This is a genomic window from Acinetobacter sp. Swhac1, from assembly GCF_013390985.1.
Lineage (GTDB): Bacteria > Pseudomonadota > Gammaproteobacteria > Pseudomonadales > Moraxellaceae > Acinetobacter > Acinetobacter towneri.
Map to the genome: position 1 here is coordinate 20188 of NZ_JACASN010000034.1, position 8680 is coordinate 28867.

At 40.9% G+C, this 8680-nt stretch carries 9 protein-coding genes; 3 read left to right on the forward strand and 6 right to left on the reverse strand.

The window, feature by feature from the left end; all coding sequences use genetic code 11:
- Positions 1-74: 74 nt before the first annotated feature.
- From HX743_RS13905 to ahcY, 3 genes are all read right to left on the reverse strand, one after another.
- Positions 75-791 carry a 16S rRNA (uracil(1498)-N(3))-methyltransferase gene (locus HX743_RS13905; RefSeq protein WP_178319506.1) on the reverse strand — a complete coding sequence of 239 codons (717 nt, stop codon included), beginning with the start codon at positions 789-791 and terminating at the stop codon, positions 75-77.
- A 41-nt stretch (positions 792-832) separates the two neighbouring features.
- Complete coding sequence (gene metF, locus HX743_RS13910; RefSeq protein WP_178319507.1) at positions 833-1669, reverse strand: methylenetetrahydrofolate reductase [NAD(P)H]; 837 nt, start codon at positions 1667-1669, stop codon at positions 833-835.
- Positions 1670-1852: 183 nt separating this feature from the next.
- Positions 1853-3235, reverse strand: coding sequence for an adenosylhomocysteinase (gene ahcY, locus HX743_RS13915; protein ID WP_178319508.1), 1383 nt, complete (start codon positions 3233-3235; stop codon positions 1853-1855).
- Between the two features lie 220 nt (positions 3236-3455).
- On the opposite strand from ahcY, the gene HX743_RS13920 reads away from it, so the two are divergent.
- The gene (locus HX743_RS13920; protein WP_178319510.1) at positions 3456-3962 is read left to right on the forward strand and encodes a cysteine peptidase family C39 domain-containing protein; all 507 of its coding nucleotides are present in this window, start codon (positions 3456-3458) and stop codon (positions 3960-3962) included.
- A gap of 89 nt (positions 3963-4051) precedes the next feature.
- On the opposite strand, the gene HX743_RS13925 is transcribed toward HX743_RS13920, so the two are convergent.
- The gene (locus HX743_RS13925) at positions 4052-4564 is read right to left on the reverse strand and encodes a tetratricopeptide repeat protein (protein WP_131261573.1); all 513 of its coding nucleotides are present in this window, start codon (positions 4562-4564) and stop codon (positions 4052-4054) included.
- A 207-nt stretch (positions 4565-4771) separates the two neighbouring features.
- Between HX743_RS13925 and HX743_RS13930 the strand changes: the two genes are divergently transcribed.
- On the forward strand, positions 4772-5032 hold the full coding sequence (locus HX743_RS13930; RefSeq protein ID WP_004972768.1) for a hypothetical protein: 261 nt from the start codon (positions 4772-4774) through the stop codon (positions 5030-5032).
- A gap of 77 nt (positions 5033-5109) precedes the next feature.
- Here the strand turns inward: HX743_RS13930 and HX743_RS13935 are convergent, their stop codons facing one another.
- A complete protein-coding gene (locus tag HX743_RS13935) occupies positions 5110-5496 on the reverse strand; it encodes a carboxymuconolactone decarboxylase family protein (protein WP_004972770.1) in 387 nt (128 codons plus the stop codon).
- A gap of 211 nt (positions 5497-5707) precedes the next feature.
- Positions 5708-6721 (reverse strand): lipoyl synthase, encoded by a 1014-nt coding sequence (gene lipA, locus HX743_RS13940; protein ID WP_178319509.1) that lies wholly within the window; start codon positions 6719-6721, stop codon positions 5708-5710.
- A 287-nt stretch (positions 6722-7008) separates the two neighbouring features.
- Here lipA and sthA point away from each other — a divergent pair, with 287 nt between their 5' ends.
- Positions 7009-8424 (forward strand): Si-specific NAD(P)(+) transhydrogenase, encoded by a 1416-nt coding sequence (gene sthA / locus HX743_RS13945; protein ID WP_042068765.1) that lies wholly within the window; start codon positions 7009-7011, stop codon positions 8422-8424.
- Positions 8425-8680: the final 256 nt, after the last annotated feature.

Consider the following 8680-nt stretch of genomic DNA (forward strand, 5'->3'; position numbering starts at 1 on the left):
TCTTCTTCGAGAGTAATCCTGTGCTTTATAAATTGCAATGTTATTGGCTATCGATTTCTGCAAAAGTGGATAAATTACTCAGCTAAGCGATAATTTAAGATTGCTAAAGCAACCACGGGTGCGGTTTCAGTGCGTAATATCCGAGAACCAATACACCAGTTTTGAAAGCCAACAGCATTTGCAGCGCTAATTTCAGCCTCGCTTAAACCACCTTCAGGCCCAATTAATAAAGCCAAATCTTTGCTGGCGTTGTTTAACACATCGACTTGATCTTTATTTGGTGCTAACACTAATTTGGTAGCAGGAAGGTCGCTATTGAGCCAGTCCTCTAACCGTAGTGGGGCTAAAATTTTCGGGACGATATTCATGCCACACTGTTCGCAGGCTGCAATGGTAATGCCTTGCCAATGATCTATTTTCTTTTGATCACGGTCATATTTTAAGCGCATTTCACAGCGTTCAGAGGTGAGCAACTGAATGTTAGTCACGCCAAGCTCTACCGCTTTTTGAATCGCATAATCCATACGATCGCCTTTGCTCATTACTTGTCCTAATAAGGCGCTAAAGCTTGGGATGCGATTGTCTGGATTAAAACTTTTAATCTGCACTTGCGCTGTTTTTTTGGTAACTTCAACCAGTTCCACTTCATATTCACCACCTTGCCCATTGAACAAGGTGGCGGTTTCACCGACTTGTGCGCGTAGTACTTTCACCCAGTGATGAAATACTGTTTCAGTCAGTTCAACTTGTGTATCTACTGCTAATTCAGCCTCAATATAAAAACGGGGCATAGGGATTACTCGTTCAAGTCAATAAATATGAAAAATACAGCTTAAGCCAAACCAAGATCTGTCACTAATTGACGAGTCGGTTCGGTGTTGTTCATGGTGTAAAAATGCAAACTTGGTGCACCACCTGCAATCAGGCGTTCGCACAGTTTAATAATCACTTCATGACCAAAGGCTTTGATTGAAGCTGTGTCATCACCATAGGTTGCTAATTGCTTACGAATCCAGCGTGGAATTTCTGCACCTGTACCATCTGCAAAGCGAATTAAATTGCTGGCATTGGTAATCGGCATAATGCCAGGCGCAACAGGAATATTCACACCTTGCTTTTGAATACGTTCTACAAAGTAAAAGTACGCATCTGGATTAAAAAAGAACTGGGTGATGGCAGCATTGGCACCAGCATTTACTTTGGTGACAAAGTTTTTAATGTCTTGATCAAAGTGGTCTGCTTGTGGATGCATTTCAGGATAAGCCGCAACTTCAATGTGAAAATGATCACCTGAATGTTCACGAATAAAACGCACCAAGTCAGACGCATACGGCAATTCGCCTAAACCAACTTGACCTGAAGGTAAATCACCACGCAAAGCCACAATGCGGTCAATGCCTTGTGCTTTATAAATATCAAGCAATTCAGCAATACGCGCTTTGTCATCACCAATACAAGACAGGTGCGGCGCTACAGGTGTGCCTTTGCCATTGAAGTCGCTAATGGTCGATAAAGTACGTTCACGAGTAGAACCACCTGCACCATAAGTGATAGAAAAAAACTCTGGATTTAAAAGTTGTAATTCTTGATGCACAACTTTGAGTTTTTCTGCACCTACATCGGTTTTAGATGGGAAAAATTCAAATGAAATAGGAAATTGTTTGGTCATGATTAAATCCTTGTTATAAATACTTATTTATATTTTTTCACCTCTCCTAAATCCTCTCGTGCGCTGGGTTTAAAAGCAGTGCTTTAAACTTGCTCAGGAGAGGACTTACCCTCGAATACATTCATTAAACAATGAATCATTCCCTCTCCCTATGAGAGAGGGTTAGGCAGAGGGATTAAATACTTAGTATTTATAAGCATCCGATTTAAACGGACCATCAACAGCTACACCTAAGTAGTCCGCTTGTACTTGGGTCAATTGTGTTAACACACCCCCAAAACCAGCAACCATTGCAGCAGCAACTTCTTCGTCTAGTTTTTTCGGTAAGATTTCAACACGAATAGCCGCTTGTTTTTGATCGGCAGGAAGATCGGCAAATTTCTCTGCAAATAAGTGCATTTGTGCCAATACTTGGTTAGCAAATGAACCATCCATAATACGTGATGGGTGACCTGTTGCGTTACCCAAGTTCACTAAACGACCTTCAGAAAGCAAGATTAAATAATCGTTTTCGTTTTCTGAACGATACACTTGGTGTACTTGTGGCTTCACTTCAACCCACTTATAACCACGTAAGTAGTTGGTGTCGATTTCAGTATCGAAGTGACCAATGTTACATACAACAGCGCCTGCTTTAAGTGTATCTAGCATTGCTGCGTCGCACACGTGATAGTTACCTGTTGTAGTCACAATCAAGTCAGTATTTTCTAAAAGCTCTAGGTTGACGTCTGCTTTATTGCCTGTTTGTACGCCATTCTTGTACGGAGATACAACTTCGTAACCATCCATACATGCTTGCATTGCACAAATTGGGTCAATTTCAGAAACACGAACAATCATGCCTTCTTGACGTAAAGATTGTGCAGAACCTTTACCTACATCACCATAACCAATAACCAATGCACGACGACCAGACAATAACATGTCTGTACCACGTTTAATCGCATCGTTGAGTGAGTGACGGCAACCGTATTTATTGTCGTTTTTAGATTTAGTCACAGAGTCGTTGACGTTAATGGCAGGCACTTTTAAAGAACCATCTTTCCACATTTCAATTAGACGTTGTACGCCCGTAGTGGTTTCTTCAGTAATGCCGTGAATGCGCTCTAATAATGCAGGATATTTCTCGTGAACGAGTGCAGTTAAGTCACCGCCATCGTCCAAAATCATGTTGGCATCCCATGGTGTGCCATTTACATTAATTTGTTGTTCAAGACACCATATATATTCTTCTTCAGTTTCGCCTTTCCAAGCAAAAACAGGCACACCTGAAGCAGCAATTGCTGCAGCAGCGTGGTCTTGAGTAGAGAAAATGTTACAAGAAGTCCAACGAACTTCTGCGCCCAATTCAACTAGCGTTTCAATTAAAACAGCAGTTTGAATGGTCATGTGGATACAGCCGAGAATTTTCGCACCTGCAAGAGGTTTTGCAGCTGAGTAGCGCTTACGCAAACCCATAAGGGCTGGCATTTCTGCTTCTGCAAGTTTGATTTCTTTACGACCAAAATCAGCTAGTGTGATATCGGCAACTTTATAATCTGTAAATGAAGCATTAACCGCGTTCATCACGATCTCCTTATAAAAAACAATTGATCATTCAGTTCGCGGATGCCGTTTCTTGCATAGCAAACGCGTTGCTATGCTGGTCGAGCCTGGCGATTTTACATTTCGTGCCTGTAAAACGTCGCAGCATCCCTCGACTAGCGCGATATTGTACTTGGAAATTGATTCAGTTCCAATCATGTTTTGTTTATTATCACTACAAACATATTTTTGAGATTGAATGATGGCTTTAGAGCTTCCTCAAGAGTTGGCAAATTTAGAAGCCAACGGCGGGATTTACGCAGTGTGGATGTTGCTACGACACTTAGGAATTGATGCCGATATTCAACAATTGATTGAAGTGTGTGGTTATACGCCAGAGCAGGGCACAACCACAATTGGTTTGGCTGTTGGACTGAAAAAGTTTGGCTTTAATGTGCAGTTTTATACTGACCCTGACCCAGATTTACAAGATGCAGAAAAGTTAAGTTATGCCGAAGCTGAACAGCTTAAATTGCCTGTATTGGCGGCAATCGGCTATCAGCAAATTCAGCACGCATTTGATGAAAATAAATTTGTAATTGTCTACTACGACACTTTAGAAGGCGTGGGCAATCACTCATTGCTATATTCTATTGATGATGCTGAAATTTGTTTCTTTGACAGTTTTGAGCCGATGCCTGCGGCTGTGTTTGAACAACAGCGTCAGCAAGAGGGCATTTGCAGACAAGTAATTGTGGTCGAAGTCTAAGTGTTATTCAAAGTCTAAGCTTTATTCAATGACGATTCGAGTCATGCAAAAATTGTCTAGCCCATCAATTGATTGGCTAGACAAATAAATTACTCCGCTGCATCGGCTTTTTGTGTCCAATATTCAGCTTTATTTTCGTCAGCATCTACACCCAAAGCATTTGCATAAATAAAAGCAAGGTCACGCATGGCTTGTACTTCGCCCAATTCTGCTGCTTGCTGTACCAATGCCACAGAGCGAGCGACATCTTGTTCAACCACATCACCACGACGGTAGTAGCCTGCCAACTCTAAAATAGCGGCAGGGTGTTGTGCATCACTGGCTTTTTTGAGCCAGACAAAAGCATCTTCAAAATGTTGTTTGGCATCTTCAGGGTCATCTTCTAGAACATCTTTGGCATATACGGTATAGCCTTCACCCAGCCAGTACATGGCTTCGATATGTCCATTTGCGGCTGCTTTGAGTGCCCATTGTTCGGCAAGTTCAATATCTTCATTAAAATCGCTTTGCATATATAGCACTGCCACTTCAAATTGGGCATCGGCTTGTCCTGCAATGGCGCGGTTCATTAGCGCAGGGGAGATTGAAACAGATTCTGACATAATGCTATCCAGCAAAATTACAACATAAGAATGTGCGATAGCCTAAAAGGTCTATCGGGAAAAAGCCATCTTCGGTGTGATTTTATTTTCTAAAATGAGGGTCTGTTGATCTTTCACTTATGCAGACAATAACAAAAAATCACTTGAGCCATATCGTCAAGTTTCAATATGCTGAATGTTAAACATGGTCATAATGAGAACAATAAGATGGCAAATTTTTTAACTGCTGAACAAGCAAAAGTTTATTCAGATCATGCCAAGCTAGATATTGAATTATATAAGCAGCGTTTGGCGTCTTTAATCGAAGAGAATGCCAAGCAGGGCAATACCGCAGTTTTTACTGTGCTGCCAAAACATTTACCTTTAGAAGATATTCGAAATTTATCGGCACAGCTGACTGATTTGGGTTATCAGGTGCGCTTTGAGTTAAATGAGTTCTTTTATAGCTTTAATGTGTATTGGATTTAAAACTCAACTCTACCGACATTTCACCAAATAGTTTTAGTGAAATGTCGAGCGTTTATATTTTTTGATTTAGATTGCGTTTAAGTATTTGCAGTATGTTCTGCCAAAACTTCCAACGCTGCGCGAAAAGCTTCCTGAGTTGCAGGTGCGCCACAATAAGGCAAGCTGTGTAACAAGACTTCCTGAATTTCTTCGACACTTGCCCCGTTATTTAGCGCACCACGAATATGTCCTTTAAGCTCTGTCGGGCTTTTTAAAGCAGTTAAAAAGGCGATAGTAATTAAGGAACGATATTTGCGTGGTAACACACCTTCACGTTGCCAAGTTGAACCCCATGCATGTTCATTAATCCAGTCCTGCAAAGGTTGGGTAAATGGTACAGTGTTGTCCTGTGCGCGTTTTACAAAGCTTTCGCCCATGACTTCAGTGCGAACTTTTAAGCCATTGTCATAGTCTTGTTGTGACATTTTACTATCCCTGTTTTATTGTTTGAGCTCGGTGTATAGATTAAGTGCATAGATTAACAATTTATGGCGATGACACCATGCGCACTTGGTCGTAGACCATCAAAAAATATTCACATCTATCTATTTTTAATATATCCACAAGGTATAAAAAACCCCGAACATAAAGTCGGGGCTGTTTTAGCTTTATCGCAAATTTTGAAATAAGCGAGTGTTAAGCTTCAATGGTTTGCACGCTAATTTTTTTAGCAGGGTCGGCTTTACGACGTACTGTTGGTACAGGTTCACCATAATATTGACGGTCTGCAAAATAACTTGAACGTACCATTGGCGCAGCCCAAATATTTTTAAAACCTAACTTTTGACCATGCGCTGTATAACGCTCAAATTCTTCAGGTGTTACAAAGCGGTCAATTGGCGCATGTTCTTTAGATGGCTGTAAATATTGACCAATGGTCACATAATCTACATCGTGCGCTTTAAGATCATCTAACAGTGCAATAACTTCTTCTTCAGATTCTCCAATACCTACCATCAAACCGCATTTGGTTGGAATATCTGGGCAATATTCTTTAAACATTTTCAGCAAGTTCAAAGAGTGCTGATAGTCTGAACCCGGACGCATGGCTTTATATAAGCGTGGCACAGTTTCAATGTTGTGGTTAAAAACATCTGGCGGACATTCGGTCATAATGCGTAGTGCAATATCCATACGACCACGGAAGTCTGGTACCAAAATTTCTAACAACGTATTTGGGCTTAAAGAGCGGGCTTCTTTAATACAATCGACAAAATGTTGTGCACCACCATCTAACAAGTCATCACGGTCTACAGAGGTGATCACGGCATATTTTAAGCCTAAGTTGGCAATGGTTTCTGCCATGTGACGAGGTTCTTCAGGATCTAGTGCATTTGGACGACCATGCGCAACATCACAGAACGGGCAGCGACGCGTACAAATATCACCCATGATCATAAAGGTTGCTGTACCGCCGCCAAAACATTCTGGCAGGTTTGGACAAGCAGCTTCTTCACAAACGGTGTGCAATTTTTGCTGACGCAAAGTGGTTTTAATGCGTTGAACTTCTTCTGGGGCCGTCATTTTGACCCGAATCCAGTCAGGCTTACGAGGCGTTTCAACCGTAGGAATAACTTTTACAGGAATACGTGCGACTTTTTCAGCACCACGAAGTTTGACACCCTGTTCTGGTTTACGGTTTGCAGACATATTCAACTTTTCCACTGTTTTTGAAAGGGGAGAGATTTAGTGTAGGGTAGATTTTACGTGAAATAGAATCTGATTAAACCGAATCTAAGTGCTAAAGTAAAATGTCACCTTAACTTCATCATAAGATGATTATTATAACGAAAATGTGCTTAAATTGGGTAAAAACGATATTCATATAAAAAATGTGGTTATCACGTAATATATGCACAGTAAATACAGAAAATTCAAAAGATTTACGTCATAATATAGCCCATTGAAAAGACAGATTTAAAGAAAAGGAGCGTTGAATGCCACGTAAAAAAGAGGTCGTTAGTGGAACTTTCGTGAAGTACGATGCGGTTGTTCTCGGTTCAGGCCCAGCGGGTGAAGGCGCGGCAATGAAACTTGCCAAATCAGGTAAGCGGGTTGCGATTGTAGATGTTCGTGAGCAGCTTGGCGGTAACTGTACCCATGTGGGTACCATTCCAAGTAAAGCATTGCGTCAGACAGTGTCGAATATTATCCGTTATCGCCGTGACCCAATGTTTAAAAAAATGGGCGATTGGCGTCAGTTCACCATGAAGCAAGTGTTGCAAAGTGCGCATAAAGTTATTCAGCAGCAAGTTGAAACGCACTCTCGCTTTTATGACCGTAATGAAATTGCGATTTATCATGGTCGTGCTTATATCCAAGATAAAAATACGGTCTTGGTATTTGGTGCAGATGGCATTAAAGAAACCATTATGTGTCAGCAAATTGTGATTGCGACAGGTAGCCGTCCATATCGTCCAGAAATGTTGGATTTCAACCATCCACGTGTATTTGATTCAGACAAAATTTTGGATTTGGATTTCTCGATTCAAAAAATTATTATTTATGGCGCGGGTGTGATTGGTTGTGAATATGCATCCATCTTCATTGGTTTAGATCATAAAGTTGATTTGATTAATACTCAGCACAAATTGCTCAGCTATTTGGATGATGAAATTTCAGATGCCTTGTCATATCACTTGCGTGCGCAAGGGGTGCTGATTCGCCACAATGAGCAAATTGATCATTTAGAAACTTTTGATGATCACGTGGTTTTATATTTGCAAAGTGGCAAGAAAATCAAAGCCGATGCGATTTTGTGGTGTAACGGTCGTTCGGGTAATACCGATGGTTTAGGTCTTGAAAATGTCGAACTTAAGCCAAACAGCCGTGGTCAGTTAACAGTCAATGATCAATATCAAACCGAAGTAGAGAATATTTATGCTGCGGGCGATGTAATTGGTTGGCCTTCGTTAGCATCAGCTGCCTATGACCAAGGTCGTTGCGCGGGTGCAAATATGAGTGGCGAAGAAAATGTTGCGCCTGTGACCGATATTCCAACAGGTATTTATACCATTCCAGAAATTTCTTCGATTGGTAAAACTGAGCAGGAATTGACGGAAGAAAAAATTCCTTATGAAGTTGGTCAGGCATCTTTCCGTCATTTAGCGCGTGCGCAAATTACGGGTGATACAGTGGGTGAATTGAAGATTTTATTCCACCGTGACACTTTAGAAGTATTGGGTGTGCATTGCTTTGGTAATAATGCGGCAGAGATTATCCACATTGGTCAGGCGGTGATGAACAGCCCGAACAATACCATTAAGTATTTTGTGGAAACCACATTCAACTACCCAACCATGGCGGAAGCGTATCGTGTGGCGACCTTGAATGGGATGAATCGTTTGTTTTAAGCAGATTCTGCTGACTGCAAAATAGAAAATTTAGAACACCTCATAAGATCATTCTTGTGGGGTGTTTTTTATTGCCTTGCTGTAGGAAAATTTATGCATTGAGGGAAAGTTGATTTGTGGAACATAGAGTAACCTGAGTTCGATATAAAAAAAGAGTAGAAAAAAAGCCCTGTATTTGTAACATATTGGTTCTCAAGACAAAATGTTATAAAACAAGGCTTTTCAATGGATCATATTACCGAATTATTTTGTATTT